Raw genomic sequence first — 20,699 nt, 5'->3', positions numbered from 1 at the left:
GCTGCACCCCGGCCAAGGTGGCCCAACCAGGGACAACGGATGTTCGAATCATTACCCCCCGACCGCCTGCGGTTTCACGTACCGGCGGTCCAGCCTGAGCTTCAGGTCCTGAAATTCGATGGCGACGAATACATCAGCAGGCTCTACCGCTTCGAGCTCGAGCTGGTCAGCGAAAATGCCCGCCTGCCGCTCGAGCGGATGCTCAACCAGCCGGCCTTTCTCGCCTTCGACGGCCAGGGCTGCGGTATCCACGGTGTCATCAGCCGGTTCCGCCAGGGTGCCATCGGCGACCGCCTCACGCACTACCACGCCCGGCTGGAGCCACGGTTGGCGCGGCTGGGCCTGCGTACTAACTACCGGGTCTTCCAGCAGCGCACGGTGGCGCAGATCATCGGCCAGGTGCTCGAAGAGCACGGCCTGCTGGGTGACAGCTACCGCTTCCTCCTCGAAGAACCCTACCCACCGCGCGAGTACTGCGTGCAGTACGGCGAGAGCGACCTGGCGTTTATCGAACGGCTGTGCGAGGAAGACGGTATCCACTACCACTTCCAGCATTCGCGCCAGGGCCACAGCGTGGTGTTCGCCGACCACCAGTCGCACTTCCCCCGCCTCGGGCGTGCCCTGGGCTTTCATCCCCCCACCGGCCTGCGGGCCGACACCCCGGTGGTCAGCCAGTTCGGCGTGAGTGTGCGCACCGCGGTCAACCAGGTGGAATTGCGCGACCACGACTTTCGCAAGGCCGCGCTGCCGCTGGCCTACCCGAGCAGCACCGCCGAGGCCCAGGTATTACCCCTGGAGCACTACGCCTATCCCGGCAGCCTGCGCCAGACCCTCGACCAGCAGCGGGGCGTTTCGCTGAGCAAGCGGGCGTTGCAGCGCTGTCGCTTCAACCATTGCCTGGCCGAAGGGGCCAGCGATGCGGCGTTTCTGCGCAGCGGCCACCTGCTGCAGCTGAACGACCATCCTCGCGAGGCCTGGAACGACCTATGGCTGCTCACCCACGTCCACCACGAAGGCCACCAGCCCCAGGTGCTCGAGGAGCACGCCGCAGTCGACGTGCAGACGCGCTACAGCAACACCTTCAAAGCGATCCCCTGGGACGTGCTGTTCCGCCCGCCGCTGGCCCAGCCCCGGCCGCAGGTGCCCGGCGGCCAGGTGGCCAGGGTCACCGGCCCGCCCGGCGAGGAGGTGTATTGCGACGCGTTGGGCAGGGTCAAGGTGCAGTTCCACTGGGACCGCGAAGGCCGGGGCGATGCGCACACCAGCTGCTGGTTGCGGGTGCTGTCCAGCTGGTCCGGCGACCGGTACGGCGCGGTCACGCTGCCGCGGGTCGGCATGGCGGTGGTGGTCAGCTTCCTCGACAACGACCCCGACCAGCCCGTGGTCAGCGGCTGCCTGCCCGACAGCCTGCACCCGCCACCCTATGCCTTGCCCGAGTACCGCAGCCGCACGGTGTTGCGCAGCCGCAGCCTGGGTGGCGGCGGGGGCTACAACGAGCTGGCCATGGAGGACCGCGCGGGGCAGGAGTTGCTGTACCTGCGCGCTCAGCGTGACTACGAGCGGGAGGTGGGCAATGACAGCCACGAGGCGATCGGTGGCCGGCGCGAGGTGCGGGTGAAGGGGCCCAGCCGGGTCACCCTGGAGGCCGAGGAGCAGCGCACCGTCGGTGGGCATCGCCAGGTGCTGGTGCGGGCCAGCGACCACCTGGTGGTCGAGGAGGGCAGCCAGACCCGCGTGGGCACGGTGCTGGTGCAGCATGCCGGGCGCCAGGTGCAGGTGTCGGCGGACGGCGAGGTGGTGGTGGAGGGCGGTGCCAGCATCACCCTCAAGGTTGGTGGGCAGCACTTGGTGATCAATGGCGCGGGCATCTTCTGCAGCAGCCCGATCCAGATCGGCGGGGCGCCGGCGGCCAGCGTCCTGGTGCAGCCCCTGCTGCCGGGCGACGGTCAGGGCCTGCCCGACGCTCTGCCGCTGCCCGTGGCGGCAGGTCCGGTGCAGTGGGCGTTGTGGGCGGGAAGCCAGGCGCTCGACAGCGCGCTGTGTCCCGTCTGTGACAGTTGTTGCGACACGCCCTTGGGAGGTGCGGTATGAGCGAGTCAACCCCGTGGCAATGGATGGCGCGCGAGCGCGCTTGCGGCCGTGACATCGTGCTGATGCTCGACGCCGGCTTCGATGCCCGGCAGGCCCTGATGGCCCGCATGGGCTCCGAGCGCTGGTGTGCGCTGTACCAGCAGACCGAAGTCGCCCACCTCGCAACGCAAGGGCCGGCCTGCTTCCTGATCGGTGAGGGCGAGGTGCGCTTGCTGCAGGGCTTGCTCGAAGCGCCGCAAGGCAACTGGGGCTGGCTGGCCAGCCTGGCGCCCGGCGCCTTGCCAGACTGGGTCGAGCATTGGCGCGCACGGCTGCTGCTGGGGCAGCGGCCGCAGCGGGCGCTGTACCGGTTCCACGACAACCGCGTGCTGGCGCGGGCGATGGCGATGGCGGTCGCGGATCGCAGGGCCGCCTGGCTCGGCCAGGCCATCAGCGTGTGCTACTGGCAGGCCACGGCCTGGCGGGTGGTGGATAACCCGGCGCCCCGTGCCTACCCCGTGCCGCCCGTTCCGGTCTGGTTACCGACTCCGGCCGAAGTCGAAGGCAATGGGATCGTCCTGACGAATGCTCATCGCTACCTCTACAGCCAGCATCTGGATACCTACTGCACGCTTGCCCAAAGCCAAATGCCCCTTGAGTGGTTGCAACGCCAGCTGCGTCAGGCTCGGGTCTGGGGCTGGCATACAGGGGAGGAGATCGAGTTCCTGTTGATGTTGAGCCTGCGCTCGCCGGGGTACGAAGTGCCGCGGGAATGTGCGCCGTTGGTTGATGAAAGCCCACAGGCGCATCTGGAGCGGTTGCGACTTCGTACGGTGTATTGAATAGGGAGAAAGAAGAATGACTGGGATGTTGTTGAAGTGTCTGGTGATGTTGGGCCTGGCTTCGTTGGTGGGGTGTAAGGAAGAGCTTCCGAATACCTTCAAGTTGGTGGGGGAGCTTCCACCGAACTTTGTGTATGCGGCGGTTGCGCACTATGAACCGGAGCCCGATGCGAAATGCGTGCTAGCTGATTGGGGGAGGGCCGTACAGCACTTCAATCGAGAGTGGGATAAAGAGTATGAGCCAACTTCGACTATCGTGATTCGCAAAGTTGTTGATGGGTGCGCTGTGGTTGTGAGTAGTATAAAAATCAGAATCATAGGGGTCTATGGAAGTGTATTTAATCAGGCGTCGGAAAATAGGGCGGGCATTGGTGTGTATGCAGAGCTTGAGGATAAGTATAGGCGAGTCATGAGCGCCGAAGATGGCGATACATTTTATGGGAAGTGCCAGTGGTGGTTTAGGACTTTTGGGGCGGATCGACGTATCAGGAAAATACTGAACTGTAAAAAAGATAACGAGCGCGGAGAAAAATCTGTCGGAAATCCTTTTGGGGCTTACATGATAGATCAACTGCCGGGAAAGACGATCAGGATGAACGTTCGTCTTGAAAACAGAGAGGAACCATCAATAGACGATACCTGGGTTGAATTCTCAAATGGCTGGAAGCGTTGCGTGGGTAAAGGCCTCGATGACCTGTACGGTTTTTGTCGGGGCAACTATAAAGATTTTGTCGATTTCAAAATGCCTGATGGACGTATTTGTAAAATTTATCCTGGCTGTAATGAGTAGCTCATGAAAAATAGCGCTGATCTAATAAAAGAGTTAAATCATCCACTGAATAACCTGATGCTGACTTGCCCAGTGCGTGGCTGCTCGACAAGCTTTCAGTTGGTTGATGAGCATGGTAGTGGAGCCCCCTATGCTGGAGCTTTCTATGAGGTTGAGGATATGGAAGGGGTTATTTATAAAGGGGCGTTGGATACAGAGGGGCAAGGTGAGGTTTCAAATCATTATACTGGGCCGATATCTCTGAGGTTTGTAGCAAGCTATGCAGGAGGTCATGACGATTACACTTTTTTACAGGCTCGAAAGCATTATTCGCTGAAGATAACCGATCTTCAAGTCCGTGCCGAGCAGACTCGTTTTTCGAACCATGATGGAACTCGAACATCATCCAATCCTGCAAGGCTTAATGCTGATGATTTTCGTCAAGTAGAGGTTCGGGACCTTGTTCGATTTGTTTGTCACCTTCCCCCGCTGTCAGCGAGATCCTCCCCACCTGACAAGGGGCTTCGGCGAATCATGGGCAAGCATTGCGAATGGGGTGTCGGGCTCATGTTCGGCAAGCACACGGTATTGGAAGTCCGCCCGCTGCGAGCACTGCGGCCCGTCCTGTCAATGGATCCTGAGTTCTGCGCGCTGAACCTCTATCAGTTGGCATTGATGGCCACGCTCAGCTACACCCCGTTCGGGCAGGAACCTCCGGGTCACCCAGTTAAAGCCAAATCGGTCAATTTTCCTCATGTCCCCACCGTCGGAAACTGGTTTGGCGATGCTCTGGCCAAAGGGCAGGAGATCTGGCGCGTAGACACGAAACAACAGACAGAGTACTTCCCACTCTACGAAGATGTGCCTTATTCCCAGCGATGGGAAATTGTGCCATTCGATCCAGAACTGTATGAGGAGAACAACCCCGCGCTAGGTGACGATCAGGAAAATCCTGCCAGCCTTCACTTCCTGGATGATAGAGGGCTTCCTGACACAACGGATACTCAGGCATTCATAACCCACAATGCCGATGTAATGATTATCGCTATCCGAGGCACCAGCGAAAAAATCCCGGATCTATTGCGTGACGTGGATGCATTACAGGTCCCGTTCGAAGAGGGGCATGGCAAGGTTCATCGTGGCTTCTACCTGGCCGCAAAGCGTGCTTTACAGTTCGTGGAAGTTTACATGGACAAATTTTACCAGTCCCAGCAACTCATCATCTGCGGCCACAGCCTCGGTGGCGCGATAGCACTTCTGCTGGCCCAAATGCTGCGCGCAGGTGGTCACATTGGCCCCCTCCAGCTCTACACCTACGGCGCCCCCCGAGCCGGCGACAGCACGTTCCTCGCCAGCGCCACCGACCTGCGCCACCACCGCATCGTCAACAATGACGACATGGTCCCCACCTGCCACTGCCGTGGATGAACACCCGTTACGAGGTGATCGCCACTGGCGCTGTCCTGGCGAGTATCAACTTTCCGCTTGGCGCCATGGTCATGCGAACAGGCCTGGTCAACCAGGATGGCGAGCCCTACGGGCACCATGGCGAGCTGCAGCATTTCATGCCGATCCAGCTCAGCAACCAGGAGTCCTCGGCCATTCTCTGGCGCCCGGGCTGCACCACCATCACCGCCCAGCCCGCCTGCAACTACTACCTGGAAAAGGTGAATGGCCTGCCGCAGCACCGGTCGGTCAGCCTGGCGGATCATTTCATGGTGTCCAGCTACATCCCGGCTTGCTGGGCCATGCTGCGTCGTCACCAGCAGGCGTTGGCCAACCGTACGCCAGCGGTGACCGTGCGGGAACTGGAGGCGGTGGACACAGCATTGGCATCGATCAGCCAGCAACTGCGCGAACGTCGCACCCGGCTGAGTCGAGGCGACTACTACCCGCGTTCCCGCGAGCCCAGCCTGACCGCCATCGAAAAAGAACTGGAACGCCTGCAGGCTACCCGTGAGCGGCTGGCCAGCCTGCGCCGCGCCCCGGTCAGCGAAGCTGACGTCTACGGCAGTCTCGCCGGCCAGCCGCAACTGGCCGAGGCCCTGGAGCGCTGGCAGGACCACGCCGCCAGCACCCAGGCCGCACCGCTGGCCATGGCGCCCAAGGAACAGGACATCAACGTGGTGACGTTCGACGAGCTGTTCGCCAGCCTCGACGACCCGCTTGACCTCATATGAGCAGTGGCGGGCTTGTCCAGCGCCGCGTTCAAACCGCCAGTCGCGACGTCGACCCGATCACCTGCTCCAGCACGCTCGAGTCGATCCACTCACGCACATCGATGCGCCGTGGAATGAACCCCCAGCGATGGAGAAACTCGCTGAAGTCCTGCAACGCCGTGATCGACCGGCTGTCCAGCGCCGTGCGCAAGCGCCGGTGGGCGTCCTCGCCATAGGCCGCCGCCACCCAGTACTCGCTGGTGTTCAGCTCGCGGGCGAGAAAGCGCCGGGTCTCCTCGGGGTTGGCCCAGGCCCACTGCTCGGTGCGCAGCACGGTGTCGACCAGGGTTCGGCTCACATCGAAATGCTCCTGCAGCAGGTGGGTGTCCACCGTCAACGTGCGTGGGGTGCCGTTGTTGCTGCGGATCAGTGGGTCGGGGTGGCTGCCGGTGTCGACCACCACGCGCAGGCCGAACTCGTGGGCCAGCTGCACCGCGTGGGCCCCCTTGAGGAAGATCGCGTCGATGTCGCCGCGCAGCAGGCCGATCAACTCGTTGTTGCGCCGGCTCACGCGGCGGGTGTCCAACGCCACTTCCGAGCCGAAAAGGTGCTGCTTGGGCTCGTCGCTGTAGGTGCCGCCGTAGGGGTAGTCCACCAACTCGATATCGGCTACGTTCAGCCCTTCGAGCCTGAGCGCGTTCTCCAGGCCGCGCAGGGCCTGGGCGCGGGTGAAGTCGATCTGCACGTTGGCCCACTTGGGCAGGCCGAAGCGGCGGTTCTTCAGGTCGCGGATGCCGCGCACGCCGCTCTCTTCGGTGGTGAGGATCAACTGTACCTCGTCGATCCAGCTCAGCCCCAGCACCCGGGTCTCGACGCCGCTGGCGTAGGCCCAGATTGCTGGGATGCTGCCGCCGTGGCGCACCGAGTTCTGCAGGTGGTGGTCGTAATGGGCTTCGCGCACTTCACGTTCGCTGGATTCGCGAAGCGACTGAATGCGCGTGCCGAACGGTGTGAAGGCCTGGGCCAGGCGCCCGGACTGCACGGCGATACCGAGGCCGGTGGGCACCGGGCTGTGGGTGTACCAGAGGGTTTCCAGGGGCTTGCTCATAGGGCGACGGGCTTCCTGTCCATGGGGGGTGTCGTGGCGAGCAGCGCCTCCAGCGGCTGCCGGTCGATCCAGTCACGCACCGCGAAGCTTGCGGGGATGAAGCGCCAGCGCTGGAGGAAGTGCACGAAGTCCTGCAGGGCGTCGATGGCCTGCTCGTCCAGGGCGGTGCGCAGACGCAGGTGGGCATCGTTGCTGTAGGCCACGCCGACCCAGTACTCGCTGCTGTTGGTTTCGTGCGCCAGGTAACGGCGGGTTTCGTCCGGATGCTGGTGCGCCCAGTGCTCGGCGCGCAGCACGCTGGCGAGAATGGCATGGGCCACCTGTGGGTGCTGCTCGAGCAGGTGGTTGTCCACGGCCAGGGTGCGTGGCGTGCCGTTGTTGCTGCGAATCAGTGGGTCGGGGTGGCTGCCGGTGTCGATCACGGTGCGCAGGCCGAAGGCGTGGGCCAACTGCACGGCGCTGGCGCCCTTGAGGAAGATCGCGTCCACTTCGCCGCGCAGCAGGCCGGCCAGTTCCAGGTTGCGGCCTTCGCCCTCTGAGGTGGATACCGGAGTGCCGGCGACATTGCGTACCGGGCGGTCGCTGAAGGTGCCGGCGTAGCGGTAGTTGACCAGTTGCAGATCGCCCACTTGCAGGCCGTCGAGCCTGAGCGCGTTTTCCAGGCCGCGCAGGGCCTGGGCACGGGTGAAGTCGATCTGCGTCGCGGCCCAGTCGGGCAGGCCGAAGCGCCGGCCCTTGAGGTCCTTAACCGTGTGGATGCCACTGTCCGGGCGGGTCAGGATCAGTTGTGCCTCGTCGGCCCAGGACAGGCCGATCACGCGGGTCTCGCGGCCTTGGGCGCGGGCCCAGATCGCCGGGATGCTGCCGCCGTGGCGTACCGAGTTGCGCAATGTGTGGTCGAAGTGCGATTCGCGCACGGCCTGCTCGTCGGCCTCGCGCAGCGACTGCACGCGGGTGCCCAGCGCGGCCAGGTCCTGCTGCAACCAACCTTGCTGCACGGCGATGCCCAGGCCGGTGGGTACCGGACAGCGGGTGTACCAGAGCGTATCGAGGGGGTGGCTCATGGTTGTTCTCCTCAGGCGCTGGCCTTCAGTGGCGCGGTAGCGGGCTGCTGCACCAGCGGCAACACTTCCTGGCCGATGCGCAAGGCTTCCTCCAGGTGCGGGTTGGCCGCCAGGATGAAGGTCGAGAAGCCGGCGTCGCGGTACTCGGCCAGGCGTTCGGCGATGTGCTCGTGACTGCCTACCAGGCCCACCGTCGGGCCAGGCTTGGCCTTGGCGAAGCCGGCCCACAGGTTACGCGCCAGCTTCAGTGCGTCGAAGTCCTGCAGGTGCTGGTGATAGGCCGCCTGGCGCGCGCCGCCCACCGAGTCGGAGCCGCTGGCGAAGCCCTTGGCGATGGCGCTGCTCTTGCCGTCGAGGCGTTCGAACTGCTGGCGCAGTTCGCGCCAGGCCTGCTCTTCGGTTTCGCGGGCGAACAGGTCCACGCGCAAGCCGAAGCGCACTGTGCGGCCCTGTTTGTCGGCCAGCTCGCGCACCCGTTCGATATGCGGCTTGAGCTTGTCGATGGGCTCGGCCCAGTTCAGGTAGACGTCAGCGTGGCGGGCGGCGACCTCCAGTGCGGCGTCGGAGAAGCCCGAGAAGTACACCCCAGGCTTGCGCTCGTGCTGCAGGCCCGGCGGCAGGCTGCCGTGCTCCAGGCGGTAGATGTCGCCTGTGTAGGAGAACGTGTCGTTGGCCCACAGGCCCTGGATCACATCGAGGAATTCGCCGGTACGCTTGTAGCGCAGGTCGTGCTCGAGGAAGTCGCCGTTGGCGCGCTGGCTGGCGGGGTTGCCGCCGGTGATGATGTTCCAGTCCAGCCGGCCGCCGCTGAGGTTCTGCAGGATCGCCGCCTGCTGCGCGGCATAGGCGGGCAGGGTCCAGGTGGCCTGGAAGGCGATCAGGAAGCGGATGCGCCGGGTCTCGCGGGCCAGGGCCGCGGCGGCGATCCAGGGTTCGGGGCCGGTGGGCAGCAGGGCGCCTTCGAAACCAGCCAGCTCGGCGGCCTTGGCCACCTGGGCGATGTAGTCGATGTAGGTGAAACCATCGGCCTCGCCGTTGGGCAGGCGGCCTGGAGCGATGTGGCCGGGGCGGTGTTGTGGATTGCCGCGGTTGTGGCGGTCGGTGGACAGCTGCGGGCCATCGGTGCCCAGGGGCAGGCGCCAGAAGAATTCGGTGGTCATGGGGGCTCCTGAAGGGGAGGTTGTCGATGGCGAGGGCGGTGCAACGGCTGTGCCATGGCGATACAAGACCGATGGCGCGGGGGATGGTGGCGGTTGGCGAGGGCAGGGTGTTGCTGTGGCAGCAGCCGGTCAGCAGCGATTGCATGAGCAGCAGCATGGCCTGTAGGAGCGGATTCATCCGCGATGCGCCGCGCGGGCGGCGCTCGGTCACATGAGCACCATCGCGCTTTCGCCGGGCACCTGAAAGCCACCTATCCGTTATTCGGATATTCGAGGTTCGCAAGGTGTTTGCCGGTAGGGCATTTGCGCCTGTTAGACCGAGCGCCGCGGGCGCGGCGCATCGCGGATGAATCCGCTCCTACACAGGCCATGGTCAGGCTTCGGCGTTCGCCTCCCCGGCGCTGCGCAGATAGGCGTCGTACAGTCCGGCATACGCGCCTCCAGCCTCGACCAGCTCGGCATGCCGTCCCAGTTCCACCACCCGCCCATGGCGCACCACGGCAATCCGGTCGGCGTCGCGAATGGTCGCCAGGCGGTGGGCGATGACGATCGCCGTGCGCCCCTGGCACAGCCGTCGCAGCGCCTGCTGGATGCGCCGCTCGGTGTGCACGTCGACCGCCGAGGTGGCTTCGTCGAGCACCAGCACCGCAGGGTCCGCCAGGTAGGCGCGCACCAGGCACACCAGCTGGCGCTGGCCATGGCTGAGGTGGCTGCCCAGCGGGCCGACTTCGGTGCGGTACTGCAGCGGCAGGCGTTCCAGCACCTCGTCGGCGCCCAGTTCGCGGGCGGCGGCGACCAGCTGGGCATCATCGGCACCGGGCCGGGCCAGGCGCAGGTTGTCGAGAATGCTGCCGCTGAACAGCACGTTGTCCTGCAACACCACGCCGACATTGCGCCGCAGGTCGTGTTGGGCCAGTTCGCGCAGGTCGATACCGTCGAGCCTCAACGCGCCGCGCTGCACGTCGTAGAAGCGTGTCAGCAACTGCACCAGGGTGCTCTTGCCATGCCCCGAAGGACCGACGATGGCCAGCACCTCGCCTGCGCGGATGTGCAGGTCGAGCCCGTCGATCACCGGTTGAGCGTTGTAGGCGAACCCCACCTGTTCGAAGTCCACCTGGCCATGGGCGCGGTCCAAAGCTCGCGGTTGTGCAGGGTCGAGCACCTGAGGGCAGGTGTCGAGCAGCAGGAAAATGCGCTGCGCCGAGGCGCTGCCGGTGGCGTAGCGCTCGAACAAGTCCGACAGCTCCTGCAACGGTCCGAGGAACAGGAACACGTAGAACAGGCTCTCGGCAATCTGGCCGACGCTCACCCGGCCCTCGGCCAGGCCAAAGGCACCCACCAGCAACAACACGGCCATGCCTGCCGTGCTCAGCAACGCAGTGAGCGGGGCGAACCAGCCGGTGCGCAGGCTGCCGCGGATCAAGGCCTGGTTGAAGTCCTCCAGCAAGCGCCGGTAGCGCCGCTGGTTGCTGGCTTCTCGTCCACACTGCTGGATCAACCGCACGCCGCTGACGCTCTCGACCAGGTGCGCGGTGAAGCGACTGCGCTGTTCGGCGACCCTGGCCCAACTGCTTTGTGAAACACGCTTGAAACGCCAGGTCGCCAGCACCAGCAGCGGCACGGTGGCAGCCAGGCTGTAGAAGAAGCTCGGTTCGATGCGCCACAGCATCACCCCGGCCAGGCAACAACGCAGCAGGGCGCCGATCAGCTCTGGCGGGCCTTGCACCAGCAACGGCTCCAGCGCGTCAACGTCGCGATCGACGCGGGCGATGATGCGCCCGGCGCGGGTCTGGTCGAAGTAGCTCACCGACAGCCCCTGGACATGGGCGAACACCTGCACGCGCAGGGTGCCGAGCACGCGGATCGCCGCGTTGCCCGCGATGAATTGCGAAGCCCCGGCCAGCAGGAAGCGCCCCAACCAGCTGGCGGCCAGTCCCAAGCCGAGCCATAGCACCAGGCGCTCGTCGAGCAGCCAGTGGCCGGCTTCCTGGGTCAGCCCACGGTCGATCAGCTCACGGACGAACCAAGGCCGCAGGAACACGGTGAGCACCAGCAGCAGCTCCAGGCCGATCACGCTCATGATCGCCCCACGGATCGGCCGCAGCAGCGGCAGCAGGCGGTGCAGCATGCCGCGATCAAGGGCCTGGCGCGCCAGGCGTTGTTCGATGTCGATATCGCTTTCAGCCATGCTCGATCCCCAGCAGGTCGCGGTAGTGGGCGTTGTGCGCCGCCAGTTCGGCGTGGCGGCCGCTGGCGCTGATGCGCCCGCCTTCGAGCAGCAGCACGCGGTCGGCCAGCAGCAGGGTGGACAATCGGCTGGTGATCAACAGCAGGGTCGGCGCACGACCTTGTTGGCGGCGCAGGTTGTCGAGCACGCGGCGTTCGTTGTGGGCGTCCAGGGCGCTGGTGGCGTCGTCCAGGCACAGGATGTCCGGCGCGCCGAGCAGGGCGCGGGCCAGGCACAGGCGCTGGCGCTGACCACCGGAAAGGCTCACGCCACGGTCGCCCAGCGGCGTGTCCAGGCCCTGGGGCAGGCGCTCCAGCACATCCTCGGCGGCGGCCAGGCGCAGGGCTTCGCGCAGCGCGCTGTCACTGGCCTGTGGCGCGGCCAGGCGCAGGTTGGCGGCCAGCGAGTCGGAGAACAGGAAGCTCTCCTGCGGTAATACCTGCACCCGACGGCGTAGGGCGTTCAAGTCGAGGTTGCGCACATCGTGCCAGCCGGAGCCGTCGGAGCCGACCCGCACGCTGCCGCCGTCCACCTCGGTCAGGCGCGGCAACAGGCCGGCCAGCAGGCTCTTGCCGCTGCCGGTGGCACCGACCAGCGCCACCACCTCGCCGGGGCGCAGGTGCAGTGTGCAACCGCGCAACAGGTCGCGGGCCGCCCCCGGCGTGCCCACGCGCACCTGCTCCAGCTTCAGGCCCAGTGGCCCCTCCGGCAAGTCGCTCTGGCCACTGCGAATGGCAGGGCGTTCGTCGAGCAGTTGCCAGATGCGCTCGGCACTGGCGCGGGCATCGGCAAACGTCTGCATCACCCGGCCGATGCCCTCGATGCGGAACACCAGCGTGGTGGCCACCAGCAGCGAGGTCACCAGCTCGCCGATGCCCAGCTGTCCGGCGGCCACCCGATGGGCACCGTAGCCCAGAATCCATACATGCCCAAGGGCGACCACTGCCTGTGGCAGGGGGATTCGCGAACTGGCGTAGGCCAGTGCAGCGCGCGCGTGAGTGCTGAACACCGTCACCTGCTCCGTGAAGCGTGCGATACGCTGGCCTTCCAGGCCGAACGCCTTGATTACCCGCACCCCGCCGATGCCTTCCGACAGATCCTGGCTCACCTGGTCGTAGGCTAAGGCGACGGCCCGGTCGAGGGTGACCAGCCGCTGGGTCTGGCGCACGAACAATCCCAGCCCGACACCCGTCAGCAGCAGCGGTACCAGGCCAAGCAGCGGGTCGTACCAGCCCAGCAGGCCGACCGCCGCCAGCACCACCAGTGGCGTCTCGATGATCTGCCGCCAGAAGGTGATCAATGCATCGCGAACCTTGTCGGCGTCACGGGTGGTGCGGGTGACCAGCTCGCCCATGCCATGGCGCCAGTGGTAGCCCAGGTGCAGGGCCTGGACCTGTACGAGGATGCGTTCGCGCAGGCGCGTCAGCAGGGCCTGGCTGAGCACCAGCGACAGCACGGCGGCAGCGTATTGCAGGATGCCTCGGGCCAAGGCGATGGCCAGCAGTGCCCAAAGCCAGTGCCAGGCCAGGGTGGCGTCGAGGCTGCCGTCGGTCAGGCGGGTGACGGCGCGACCGGCGCCGACATCGTCGACTGCGTGGCCGATCAGCCACTGCTGCCAGGCCAGGGCCAGGTTGCCGGCGATATAGAGGGTGGTGACCAGGGTGAAGCGCCAGGGCATCTCGCGGTAGATGGCCAGGGCGCGCAGAAGGGGGTGTCTGGAGGTCATGCAGGGCTCGGGTCTGGAGTAGGCGGGAAGTGGTCGAGATCGTCGGGGGCGCTGTGCGCCCCTTTCGCGGCACAAGGCCGCTCCTAGATGGTTGCGCGGTTTCTGTAGGAGCGGCCTTGTGCCGCGAAAGGGCTGCGTAGCAGCCCCCGGCGCATGCCTCAACGACGCGTGGCGCCTTGCGCTTCCTTGGCATTGAGCACCGCTGTGTACTCCCCAGGGTCCGCCCCATTGAGGTAATAGTTGCCGACGTTGTGCAGCCGCCAGCGGATCGGGTCGTGGGTGGTGTGCACCCGGGCATCGCGCCAGAAGCGGTCGAGGTTCCACTTGCTCAGCGAGGCACTGGCCCCTAGCAGCGAGAACAGGTCGCTGGAGATCTTCAGCGCCGCCCCATCGGCATGCGCCCGGGCGGTGGCCACCGAGAGGATCAGCTCGTCCTGCAGCGCTTTGTCCTCGGGGGCGCGCTCGTGGGCGTCGAACACCCGCGCGGCCTCGCGCAGTACCGCTTCGGCGCCGCGCAGGGCGACCGCATACTCGCCAACCTGGCGGATGATGTGCGGCTCGTCGCTGGCCCGCTCGACACCGCTCTCGACCCAGGGCCGGGCATGCTCGCGCAGGTACTCCACCGCCGCCTGCAACGCGCCTGCGGCAATGCCGCTGTCGATGGCGGCGTGGAGAATCTGCGGGAAGGTCAGGCCGGTGCGTTTCATCGGCCCGCTGCGCAAGGTGACGAAGCGCTCGTCGAGGACGATCTCGTCGAATTTCACCGTGCCGCTCACCGAGTGCTGCTGGCCGAAGGCCCGCCAGTCGTCGACCAGGGTCAGGCCAGGGGTGTCACGGTGCAGCAGCACCCCAGCGCCACCGTCCTCGCTGGCGGCGGTCAGCCAGATCCAATCGGCCAGGTAGGCGCCGGTCGAATAGAACTTGCTGCCGTTAAGCACCAGCTTGCCATCGGCGCGGCGTTCGACACGGGTCTTTAGGGCGAACTTGTTCTTGCCGCCGACCTCGGCCAGGGCGTTGCCCAGGCGTTTGCCGGCCAGCACATCGGCCAGCACGCGGTCGCGGACTTCGTCGGGGTAGCCGTCGAACAGGCCGCGCAGCATGACGTTATGGATCTGCAGTAGCTGGCCGACGCCGCCGTCGGCGGTAGAGACCAACCGCACGGTTTCGACAATGGTCTCGACCGAGGCGCCGAGGCCGCCGAACTGCTTGGGGACGCCGATGGCAGTGAGGCCGCTGTTCGACAGCCGTTCGGCCTGGCGGCGGGGGAGTTGGTCGTTGTTGCGCGGGTCGGCGGCGAGGGTGGCGATTTCGCTGGCGACTTCACGGGCGATGCGCAGGGCCTCGGCTTCGCTGGTGATGCGGTGGGCGTGGGGCAATTCGATGATGCTCATGGTTGACCTCGATGGCGGTGTTCGCGGGAGCTGCCTTGCAGCCTATCGCCGGCAAGCCGGCTCCTACAGAGGCGCGTAGGAGCCGGCCTGCCGGCGATGGGGCGCGCAGCGGCCCCACTCCTGACAACGCCAGAGCAACTTCTTTGCCACTCCAGTGGAGCCCTCGCAGCAGTTGGCCTGCGGCGAGATTGCAAAGCTCAAATGCTGCTCCAGCAACACCCTCGGCCTGTCGCTTGCTGATCTGGCAACACTCGCTCCGCACGCCTGCTCCCAGGCCAGCAACCTGGCCTTGGGTACTCGTGCACAGCCTCCATGTTCCGGGCCTTCCAGCCCTTGGCACGACCGCTGCAACACGCCCTGCACGACGTCCAAGGAGCTACCCATGACCCTCGCCCAAACCGCCCCCCAACCTCAAACACTGGACCGCCTCTGGTTCACCCGCTGCCCGGTACCGACCGCCTCCGGCATTGCCTACAAGCTCGGCTGGCTGCAGGAGGAGTTCGCCCGGGACGGACTGCCCATCGACACCCTGCAGGAAGCCCGTCAGCTCGGCCATCACCATTACGATCACCTGCTCCCCGGCCTGTTCCGCGAGGGCGGCAACCTGCCGGCCCTGGCTGCCCGCGCCGCCGGGGCGCCGTCAAGGCTGGTCGGCCTGACCTGGATCGAGGAGTGGCAGACCCTTCTGGTCCGCCCAGGCAGCAATATCCGCCGCCCCGAAGACCTGCGCGGCAAGCGCCTGGCGCTGCCGGCCTGGGGAGATGACCGCCCCGGCAGCATCGCCCGGGCCATGAGCCTGCACGGCTACAAAGGCGCGCTGGCCTCGGCGGGGCTGACCTTCGATGACGTGCATCTGGTGGAGGTGGCGCTGCTCGACCAGCAGGGTGCCAGCACCCCGCAACTGGGCCTGCAACGCCTATGGTCGGGCCTGGACTACCTGGTGCGCGGCGAGGTCGACGCGGTGTACGTCAAGGGCGCCGCCGCAGCCGACGCCGCCCGCCGCCTCGGCCTGGTGGTGGGTATCGACCTTGATGCGCTGCCCAACCCACGCCATCGCATCAACAACGGTACGCCACGGCCGATTACCGTCCACCAGTCGCTGCTCGACGAGCACTTCGACCTGGTCGCGCGTTTCCTCGCCCAGACCCTGCGCGCCGCCGCCTGGGCCGCCGGCAATCGCGAGGCGCTCAACGCCATCCTCGAGGATGAGACCCGCGCCGGTAGCCAGGGCGTGGCCGAGGCCTATCGCGGCGACTTCCACGCCACCCTGGCGCCGGACCTGTCGGCCCAGCGCCTGGCCTTCCTCGACACCCAGAAGACCTTCCTCAACCTGCATGGCTTCCTGGAGCGCGACTTCGACCTCGCCGACTGGGTTGACCACCGCCCCTTGCAAGCCGCCCATGACCTGCTGGCCCAGCGCCGCGCCTGACTCCGGAGATCGACCATGACCGTACTGACCAACGAACGCCCCCTCACCACTGAGCTGCAAGCCTTCATCGACCAGGTGCTGGCCGAGGCTGAAGCCGCGTTCACCGTGTTCCGCGAAACCAACACCATCACCGCCAACGGCACCGTCGGCTTCATCGAGCGGGTGCCGGGGCAGGAGCTGTTGGTGGCGGTGAACTACGGTGGCCCGTGGCACTACCGCAAGCCGCTGGAGGCGACGGTCAGCGACTTCGCTGGCAATGTCATCCTCGGCAAGGGCAAGGGTGGCCTGGGGCGCTATACCAAACTGTTCCAGCGGCATGCCGACATCACGACCGTGTCCCACGTGCATACGCCCTACCTCGGTGCCTGGGCGCAGACCCACCGCACCTTGCCGTTCCACTACGTGCCGGTGCAGCGCTACCAGTTGGCTCGCGAGCTGCCGGTGTACATCGACCGGCGCCAGGCCGAGGTGGATTTCATCCTTGAGCAGATTGCCGCCAACCCCTTCAACCTGGCCATCCTCGAGGCCAACGGCGGCTCCACTGTGTGGGGCAAGCAGGGCCTGCGCGCCACTGCCGAATTCATCCTGTTGCTGGAGGAGGGCGCGCAGATCCAGTTGCTCGCCGATGCGCTTGGTGGCTCGCGACCCTATGGGCCCGGTGTGCTCACCCAGCAATGGAAGATGAGCGGCCTGTACGAGCGCGCCACCGAGCTGGGATTGGTACCCGGTATCGACCGCCGCAACTGATTCGTTACTGGCAATTTCCGCGGCGAGAGATACAGGTTCCGTGCGCTGTGCGAGGCGGCGTTAGCCAAGGAATTGCCTGATGAAAACCATCCGTTACAAAGGCGGCTGCTTGTGCGGCCGCATCCGCTTCATCGCCAAGGGCGAACCACGGTTTCCCCACACGTGCTCCTGCGGCATGTGCCAACGCCATTCGGGCGGCCCGTTCGTGTGACCCCTGCACCCTCTGTAGGAGCGGCTTTAGCCGCGATGCAGGCAACGCGTTGCCCGGCACCCGCTTCGCGGGTGATCGCGGCTGAAGCCGCTCCTACAGAGGTCGTGCACAATCAGAGGGCGGCGCGTTCGCCGCGAAAGTGCGGGAGGATGTGCTCGCCGAGGCGGTAGGCCTCTTCCAGGTGTGGGTAACCGGCGAGGAAGAACAGGTCGATGCCGATGGCGTGGTACTCACGGATTCGCGCCACCACGTTTTCGTGGCTGCCAACCAGCGCGCAGCCCGGTGGGATGCCGATGTAGCCGAAGCCGGTCCAGACGTTGGGGTGGATGAAGAAGTCGTCGTAAGCAGGCACCTCGCCCTGGTCGGCGTATTCGTGCTCATAGCTCAGCTTGCGCGCTGTCCGCAGCCCGGCGTGGGCGGCACGGGCCTTGACCGTACCCTTGGCCACGCCTTCGTCGAAGAAGCGCTTGGCTTCGGCCAGGGCAGCTTCCTCGGTGTCGCGGGTGATGACGTCGATGGACAGCCCGAAGCGGATGTCGGTGCGCCCATGTTTCAGGGCCCGCGCACGGATATCGGCGATCAGCGCGGCGATTTCATCAGGATGCTCGGCGCGCATCAGGTAGAAGTCGGCATGCTTGGCGGCGAATTCGCGGGCTGCCTCGGAAGAGCCGGCAGTGCAGATCAGCGGCAGTTCGGCCTTCTTCAGCGGCCCGCGCAGGCCACCGCCCTCGGCGCGGTAATAGCGGCCCTCGTAGTGGAAGTTGTCGTTGTGCCAGTAACCGCGTACCACATCCATGAACTCGGTGGCGCGGGCGTAGCGCTCATCGTGCCCCTCGAAGTCGCCGACCTGGCGCTGGATGGCGTCGGAGCCGCCATTGATGATGTTCCACACCAGGCGGTTGCCGGTGGCGCGCTGGTAGGTGGCGGCCTGCTGCACCGCGACCCAGGGCGTGTAGTGGTAGGGCTGGAAGGCGGTGACGAACTTCAGCGTGCGGGTCTCGCGGGCCAGCAGCGAACACACCGTCCACGGCTCCTCGCCGGAGGGCGCGTTGACCATCAAGGCGCCGCCGAAACCATTGATCTCGGCAGCCCTGGCCACCTGGCCGAGGTAGTCGATGTAGCTGAAGTGATCGCCCACGACGAAGCCGGACACCGCGCCGGTGCTGGGGCCGCCGGCGTGCCAGTCGCCGCGGTTGCGCGGGTCGCCTGGGAGGAACTGGGTTTCGCCATGCAGCGGCAGGCGGGTGAAGAATTCGAGGCTCATGGTGGTGCTCCTGGCTTACTGGACGCTGGGGTTGCAGTTGGGGGTGACGGGCTGGCCGCTGATGACCTGGCGGGCGAAGGGGATGGAGTCCTTCAGCGAGGCGTTGACCGTCTCGCTGTGGCCGAGGCCCTTGTATAGGTGGCCCTGGACCACGGAACCGGCCTTGCAGGCGTCCTGCATCAGGGCCACCTGGGTGCTGGCGGCGGGGGTCTTGTCCTCGGCGCCGGTGCCGATGAAGATCGGCTGCGCGAGCTTGAGGGTCGGGTACGACACCTGGGCCTGCCAGGCTTCGAGCTGGTTACCCTGGTAGTCCTTCCTGGCATTGGCCGGGGTCAGGCCGGTGCCGACCACGTCGCTGACCAACGCAGACAGGCAGCTGCTGCGCGCCTGCTCGAACAGCGGCAGGGCCTTGGCGGTGTAGAAGTCGCGGGGGTCGATGCTCGGGTCGTACTGCTGCGCGGCCAGCAAGGTGTAGAAGCCGTAGGCCAGTGACGGGTCGACCTTGTCCGGATCCTGCTCGCCGACGTTCTTCGCGCCGAGGGTGTAGATCACCCCGGTGCCGATACTGCCCTTGACGCCGAGGTCTGGCGCATAGGTGGCCGCATAGGCCCCCGCTGCGAATGCCCCGGCCCCGCCTTGTGACTGGCCGACGATCAGCACCTTGTTGGCCAGCCCCGGCACGCCAGTGACCACCGCCCGCGCCGCGTCGAGGATGCCGTAGGCGGCCATGCGGTTGTTCAGCAGTGGGTGACCACCCGGCACGCCGAGGCCCTGGTAGTCGGTGGCGACGATGGCGTAGCCCTCGTCGAGCCAACGGTCGAGGTACTGCACATCGCGGTACGAGCGCCCGGCCCAGGACGGTGCGCAGATATCGGCAACGCCGACCGTGCCGTGCCCCCAGCTTGCCAATGGCCAGCCACCGGCGGGCGCCTTGCCCTTGGGGATGAACAGCGCGCCGGAGACCACGATCGGCGTCTTGCCGTCGATGCCGTCCAGCGAGGTGTAGAGGATGCGTTGGGCGCTGGCGGCGTTGGGCAGGCTCAGGGCCGGGTCCAGCGGCTCGCTGCGCAGCAGCTTGCCGGGCGCGGCCGGGATGGCCTTGCTCCAGGTATAGAATGCCGAGACCCGGCCATCGCCCTGTTGCGGGTCAGGCTTGGGAGCGAAGGTGTCGGCGGCGACGGCGCCGATGGACAGCGCCAGGGCGGTCAGGCCCAGGGTGAGTGAGACAGGCAGCTTCATGGCGGGTTCTCTATCAGTGTTGGCTGAGCTGGGCGTCGAGCGACGGCCAGTAATGGGTCAGTTGCAGGTCCTGCAGCGCCTGGCGGGTGAAGCCGGTGGCCAGGTCGCCGTCGATGGCGTAGGGCGTGCGGATCAGGCGGTTGTCCAGGGCATAGCGGGCCAGCGCCTGGTAGTGGGCCTTGAGTTGGGCGTCGCTCTTTGGTGCCCAGCGCTCCTTCCAGGCCACCGGATCGTCCAGGTCGTCACGGCGCAGCACGCTCTCGGCAACGCCGGCACGGGAGGACAGGGTGTAATAGCCGTCGCGGTTCTGCTCCTGGGAAATCCACCACGCCGCCTTGACCCAGGCCGTGGCCACCAGTTGGGTGATGTCGGCGTGTTGTTCGATGAAGCGGTCGGTGCCCCACAGGTCGGAGACCAGCCGCCAGTCGTTGGCACCCTGCTTGGTCGACCAGAGGATGCGGGCAACGCCCTTGTCCTCGAGGGCATAGGCCTCGCTGAGCAGCACCGCGGCATCCACCTTGCCCGCCGACACGGCAGCCGCGCCGACCTGCGGGTTGAGGTTGGCGATCTTGAAGTCGGTCAGCTGCAGCCCCTGGCTTTGCAGGAAGTTGCTGAAGGCGAACTCCCACGGCCGCCCCCGATGCAGGGCCAGGCGCTTGCCCTTGAGGTCCTGGATGCTGCGCACCGTGGAGTTGGCCGGCACCACCAGGTACACGTTGTTGCCGCTGCCGCCCGGCACGACCAGTTTGCCGGGGACATTGCCGGCCCCGGCGATCACCGATGGCAGGTCGCCGCGTACCGCGAAGTCGAGGCTGTCGTTGCTGAAGCCTTCGTTGATCTGCGGGCCGGCGCCGGCGTGGGGCAGGGCCACCCAGTCGAGCTGGATACCGCGTTGTTGCAGTTGCTGGGCAAGCCAGCCGTCCTCGATCACCCGCCCTGGGATGCCGCCGAAGACTGGCGCGCCACCCTGGGTGAACGCGACGATGGCAATGCGCACGGATTTGGGAGGCTCGCTGGCCCAGGACGCGAGGCTCAGTAGCAGCCCGAGCAGGGCCAGGCTGTGGCGCCAGATAGTCTTCATGATGTTCAGCTCCCGACAGTGTGCGGGCCGCACGTTTGAGCGGCCCAGGCGTTTGCCAGGCAGGAGCGAAATGCATGCCAGGGTACCTTGAAGAGCGCTCTAGGCCTTGTGTGACGGGGCCTGCAGTCGGCATTGCGGCCATGCTCGCCGCGCTAATAGTGCTGATGCCCACGCAAGATGGTGTTGACTGGCTGTTGCTCCAGCAGCAATCG

At 66.2% G+C, this 20,699-nt stretch carries 17 protein-coding genes; 8 read left to right on the top strand and 9 right to left on the bottom strand.

What is annotated here, in order from left to right; genetic code table 11:
- Positions 1–39: 39 nt before the first annotated feature.
- Genes NGM28_RS07010 through NGM28_RS06990 form a run of 5 tightly spaced genes read left to right on the top strand, consistent with a single transcriptional unit; the run spans position 40 to position 5,861 of the window.
- Positions 40–2,091 (top strand): type VI secretion system Vgr family protein, encoded by a 2,052-nt coding sequence (locus NGM28_RS07010; RefSeq protein WP_252089364.1) that lies wholly within the window; start codon positions 40–42, stop codon positions 2,089–2,091.
- Positions 2,088–2,912 carry a DUF4123 domain-containing protein gene (locus NGM28_RS07005; RefSeq protein ID WP_252089362.1) on the top strand — a complete coding sequence of 275 codons (825 nt, stop codon included), beginning with the start codon at positions 2,088–2,090 and terminating at the stop codon, positions 2,910–2,912. Before NGM28_RS07010 ends, NGM28_RS07005 begins: the two co-directional genes overlap by 4 nt.
- A gap of 16 nt (positions 2,913–2,928) precedes the next feature.
- Positions 2,929–3,702, top strand: coding sequence for a hypothetical protein (locus tag NGM28_RS07000; protein ID WP_252089360.1), 774 nt, complete (start codon positions 2,929–2,931; stop codon positions 3,700–3,702).
- Positions 3,703–3,705: 3 nt separating this feature from the next.
- On the top strand, positions 3,706–5,109 hold the full coding sequence (locus NGM28_RS06995; protein ID WP_252089358.1) for a lipase family protein: 1,404 nt from the start codon (positions 3,706–3,708) through the stop codon (positions 5,107–5,109).
- The gene (locus NGM28_RS06990) at positions 5,106–5,861 is read left to right on the top strand and encodes a hypothetical protein (protein ID WP_252089356.1); all 756 of its coding nucleotides are present in this window, start codon (positions 5,106–5,108) and stop codon (positions 5,859–5,861) included. The genes NGM28_RS06995 and NGM28_RS06990 overlap by 4 nt, the downstream gene beginning before the upstream one ends.
- A 28-nt stretch (positions 5,862–5,889) precedes the next feature.
- Here NGM28_RS06990 and NGM28_RS06985 read toward each other — a convergent pair whose 3' ends face one another.
- From NGM28_RS06985 to NGM28_RS06960, 6 genes are all read right to left on the bottom strand, one after another.
- Complete coding sequence (locus NGM28_RS06985) at positions 5,890–6,948, bottom strand: ABC transporter substrate-binding protein (RefSeq protein ID WP_240067214.1); 1,059 nt, start codon at positions 6,946–6,948, stop codon at positions 5,890–5,892.
- Positions 6,945–8,012 (bottom strand): ABC transporter substrate-binding protein, encoded by a 1,068-nt coding sequence (locus NGM28_RS06980; RefSeq protein ID WP_252089354.1) that lies wholly within the window; start codon positions 8,010–8,012, stop codon positions 6,945–6,947. Before NGM28_RS06980 ends, NGM28_RS06985 begins: the two co-directional genes overlap by 4 nt.
- 11 nt (positions 8,013–8,023) lie before the next feature.
- Positions 8,024–9,172: an LLM class flavin-dependent oxidoreductase gene (locus NGM28_RS06975; protein WP_252089352.1), complete on the bottom strand. Its 1,149-nt coding sequence runs from the start codon at positions 9,170–9,172 to the stop codon at positions 8,024–8,026.
- Between the two features lie 373 nt (positions 9,173–9,545).
- The gene (locus tag NGM28_RS06970) at positions 9,546–11,360 is read right to left on the bottom strand and encodes an ABC transporter ATP-binding protein (protein WP_252089350.1); all 1,815 of its coding nucleotides are present in this window, start codon (positions 11,358–11,360) and stop codon (positions 9,546–9,548) included.
- Complete coding sequence (locus NGM28_RS06965; RefSeq protein ID WP_252089348.1) at positions 11,353–13,125, bottom strand: ABC transporter ATP-binding protein; 1,773 nt, start codon at positions 13,123–13,125, stop codon at positions 11,353–11,355. The genes NGM28_RS06970 and NGM28_RS06965 overlap by 8 nt, the downstream gene beginning before the upstream one ends.
- Before the next feature lie 158 nt (positions 13,126–13,283).
- The gene (locus tag NGM28_RS06960) at positions 13,284–14,516 is read right to left on the bottom strand and encodes an acyl-CoA dehydrogenase family protein (protein ID WP_240067219.1); all 1,233 of its coding nucleotides are present in this window, start codon (positions 14,514–14,516) and stop codon (positions 13,284–13,286) included.
- Between the two features lie 382 nt (positions 14,517–14,898).
- Here NGM28_RS06960 and NGM28_RS06955 point away from each other — a divergent pair, with 382 nt between their 5' ends.
- From NGM28_RS06955 to NGM28_RS06945, 3 genes are all read left to right on the top strand, one after another.
- A complete protein-coding gene (locus NGM28_RS06955) occupies positions 14,899–15,945 on the top strand; it encodes an ABC transporter substrate-binding protein (RefSeq protein WP_252089346.1) in 1,047 nt (348 codons plus the stop codon).
- Positions 15,946–15,960: 15 nt separating this feature from the next.
- Positions 15,961–16,692: a class II aldolase/adducin family protein gene (locus NGM28_RS06950; protein ID WP_252089345.1), complete on the top strand. Its 732-nt coding sequence runs from the start codon at positions 15,961–15,963 to the stop codon at positions 16,690–16,692.
- A gap of 79 nt (positions 16,693–16,771) precedes the next feature.
- The gene (locus NGM28_RS06945) at positions 16,772–16,903 is read left to right on the top strand and encodes a GFA family protein (protein ID WP_502943831.1); all 132 of its coding nucleotides are present in this window, start codon (positions 16,772–16,774) and stop codon (positions 16,901–16,903) included.
- Positions 16,904–17,015: 112 nt separating this feature from the next.
- Here the strand turns inward: NGM28_RS06945 and NGM28_RS06940 are convergent, their stop codons facing one another.
- From NGM28_RS06940 to NGM28_RS06930, 3 genes are read right to left on the bottom strand one after another with little or no spacing between them, the layout of a single operon-like run.
- Positions 17,016–18,167: an LLM class flavin-dependent oxidoreductase gene (locus NGM28_RS06940; protein WP_252089343.1), complete on the bottom strand. Its 1,152-nt coding sequence runs from the start codon at positions 18,165–18,167 to the stop codon at positions 17,016–17,018.
- 15 nt (positions 18,168–18,182) lie between these two features.
- Positions 18,183–19,406, bottom strand: a complete 1,224-nt coding sequence (locus NGM28_RS06935) for a lipase family protein (protein ID WP_252089341.1) — start codon at positions 19,404–19,406, stop codon at positions 18,183–18,185.
- Positions 19,407–19,419: 13 nt separating this feature from the next.
- Complete coding sequence (locus tag NGM28_RS06930) at positions 19,420–20,487, bottom strand: ABC transporter substrate-binding protein (RefSeq protein WP_252089340.1); 1,068 nt, start codon at positions 20,485–20,487, stop codon at positions 19,420–19,422.
- Between the last annotated feature and the right edge of the window lie 212 nt (positions 20,488–20,699).

The organism is Pseudomonas sp. MWU13-3659 (assembly GCF_023757525.1).
GTDB lineage: Bacteria > Pseudomonadota > Gammaproteobacteria > Pseudomonadales > Pseudomonadaceae > Aquipseudomonas > Aquipseudomonas entomophila_E.
Note: the sequence above shows the minus strand (reverse complement) of the source record. Positions and strands in the feature narration are given on the sequence as shown.

Bases quoted from the DNA above. Each gene is read 5' to 3' on its own strand.
- NGM28_RS07010 (WP_252089364.1), top strand. From the start codon at position 40: ATGTTCGAATCATTACCCCCCGACCGCCTGCGGTTTCACGTACCGGCG.
- NGM28_RS07005 (WP_252089362.1), top strand. From the start codon at position 2,088: ATGAGCGAGTCAACCCCGTGGCAATGGATGGCGCGCGAGCGCGCTTGC.
- NGM28_RS07000 (WP_252089360.1), top strand. From the start codon at position 2,929: ATGACTGGGATGTTGTTGAAGTGTCTGGTGATGTTGGGCCTGGCTTCG.
- NGM28_RS06995 (WP_252089358.1), top strand. From the start codon at position 3,706: ATGAAAAATAGCGCTGATCTAATAAAAGAGTTAAATCATCCACTGAAT.
- NGM28_RS06990 (WP_252089356.1), top strand. From the start codon at position 5,106: ATGAACACCCGTTACGAGGTGATCGCCACTGGCGCTGTCCTGGCGAGT.
- NGM28_RS06985 (WP_240067214.1), bottom strand. From the start codon at position 6,948: ATGAGCAAGCCCCTGGAAACCCTCTGGTACACCCACAGCCCGGTGCCC.
- NGM28_RS06980 (WP_252089354.1), bottom strand. From the start codon at position 8,012: ATGAGCCACCCCCTCGATACGCTCTGGTACACCCGCTGTCCGGTACCC.
- NGM28_RS06975 (WP_252089352.1), bottom strand. From the start codon at position 9,172: ATGACCACCGAATTCTTCTGGCGCCTGCCCCTGGGCACCGATGGCCCG.
- NGM28_RS06970 (WP_252089350.1), bottom strand. From the start codon at position 11,360: ATGGCTGAAAGCGATATCGACATCGAACAACGCCTGGCGCGCCAGGCC.
- NGM28_RS06965 (WP_252089348.1), bottom strand. From the start codon at position 13,125: ATGACCTCCAGACACCCCCTTCTGCGCGCCCTGGCCATCTACCGCGAG.
- NGM28_RS06960 (WP_240067219.1), bottom strand. From the start codon at position 14,516: ATGAGCATCATCGAATTGCCCCACGCCCACCGCATCACCAGCGAAGCC.
- NGM28_RS06955 (WP_252089346.1), top strand. From the start codon at position 14,899: ATGACCCTCGCCCAAACCGCCCCCCAACCTCAAACACTGGACCGCCTC.
- NGM28_RS06950 (WP_252089345.1), top strand. From the start codon at position 15,961: ATGACCGTACTGACCAACGAACGCCCCCTCACCACTGAGCTGCAAGCC.
- NGM28_RS06945 (WP_502943831.1), top strand. From the start codon at position 16,772: ATGAAAACCATCCGTTACAAAGGCGGCTGCTTGTGCGGCCGCATCCGC.
- NGM28_RS06940 (WP_252089343.1), bottom strand. From the start codon at position 18,167: ATGAGCCTCGAATTCTTCACCCGCCTGCCGCTGCATGGCGAAACCCAG.
- NGM28_RS06935 (WP_252089341.1), bottom strand. From the start codon at position 19,406: ATGAAGCTGCCTGTCTCACTCACCCTGGGCCTGACCGCCCTGGCGCTG.
- NGM28_RS06930 (WP_252089340.1), bottom strand. From the start codon at position 20,487: ATGAAGACTATCTGGCGCCACAGCCTGGCCCTGCTCGGGCTGCTACTG.